Here is a 1,124-nt window from a genome sequence, read left to right as displayed (position 1 = left end):
GCACCGGCGCCTGTAGCGGTTGGTGCATGCAAACCGGGGGTGCAACGACTCAAACTCGGTCTTTGTTATCTCGATGACCATGCCCCTGCCCACCAGCAGCATCGCGGCTGTCTGGGCGCGCTGCGCGTCCCACGACAGCGCGTCGGCTATTTTTTGCGCGTCCATCTTGCCTTTTTTGACGATGGCGACGTAGGCGCGCGCCTCGTCCTCGCCTATCCGCAGCTCCTCGATTATCGCCTGCTCGACGTTTGAAAGGTTGACGGCCATTACTTTACTTCCAGCGACATCAGGATGTCTTCGGTGTGCTGCTCGTCCTTGACCTCGTCTGCCAGTATAGTCGTGGCAAGGTTGTACGTGACATAGTCGCCCAGGTCCAGTGCCTTTTTCGCAAGGCCGTTATAGTTTTCCACGGCCTTGCCCTCGAATTTCAGGGCGCGCTCTAGCGCCGAGCGCAGAGTCAGGTGCTTGACAGGGTCAAGGGGCCCGATGGTGCTCAGCTTCTCCCATTCTGTCGGGTTGCTTGGCGCCTTGCCCCCCAGCTCTGAAATCCTGTTGGCCAGCAGTTCTGCGTGCAGCAGCTCGCCGGTCGCCTGCGTCTTTAGCGCCGCCGCGTACGTCACCAGGCCGATGCCTTCCATGTTGATGCCTACGTACCAGAAATAGTGGAATATGCGCATCTCGTCAGAGTATGCCTTTTTCATAATATCGATGATTACCTGCGCGTTCTTGCCCAGTAGCTTTTTCTCGGTTCTGCCCATGCTCTCAAATGAGCAGTGTGGTATTTATTTTTGCATACATGTCGCGCTGGGTCCATTTTATCAGGCGCGGGTAGTCACATCCTCTGTATGATAGCCGAGTGCATACGGTACAGGATCCCCGACTGAAGGCATGGGCAGGTAGAAGTGATAGTGTGCGTTTCCAGTGGAAAAGTGGCAAAATAATTGTTCTTTTATACTACATTCAGCTCGCTGCGCAAAAAGTGCGGCGGGAAAAGCAGCGCCATCTATGTTTCCAGCGTATCGGCAAAAACGAGGGTAAATGTCATAGTTCTTTTATACGAATCGCGGGCTTGCGTTTTTTGTCCAGGCAATATTTTGAGCCATCGAATCAGAAAGGAATTGGGA

At 54.1% G+C, this 1,124-nt stretch carries 3 protein-coding genes; 1 reads left to right on the top strand and 2 read right to left on the bottom strand.

Annotated features, from left to right (window positions below):
- The coding region (locus ACREAY_RS12060; RefSeq protein WP_431756010.1) for a helix-turn-helix domain-containing protein at positions 1 to 267 on the bottom strand (267 nt) is incomplete at its 3' end.
- The gene (locus ACREAY_RS12055; protein WP_431756009.1) at positions 267 to 758 is read right to left on the bottom strand and encodes a ferritin-like domain-containing protein; all 492 of its coding nucleotides are present in this window, start codon (positions 756 to 758) and stop codon (positions 267 to 269) included. The genes ACREAY_RS12060 and ACREAY_RS12055, both read right to left, overlap by 1 nt.
- 152 nt (positions 759 to 910) lie before the next feature.
- On the opposite strand from ACREAY_RS12055, the gene ACREAY_RS12050 reads away from it, so the two are divergent.
- Positions 911 to 1,124, top strand: a 214-nt coding sequence (locus tag ACREAY_RS12050; RefSeq protein WP_431756008.1) for a hypothetical protein, incomplete at its 3' end; no start/stop codon positions are given.

The organism is Nitrososphaera sp., from assembly GCF_050748925.1.
Taxonomy (GTDB): Archaea; Thermoproteota; Nitrososphaeria; order Nitrososphaerales; family Nitrososphaeraceae; genus Nitrososphaera.
The sequence above is the reverse complement of the archived record's forward strand: the minus strand, read 5'-3'. Positions and strand labels throughout refer to the sequence as shown.

Excerpts from the sequence above, each read along its gene's own strand:
- ACREAY_RS12055 (WP_431756009.1), bottom strand. The coding sequence starts at position 758 with ATGGGCAGAACCGAGAAAAAGCTACTGGGCAAGAACGCGCAGGTAATC.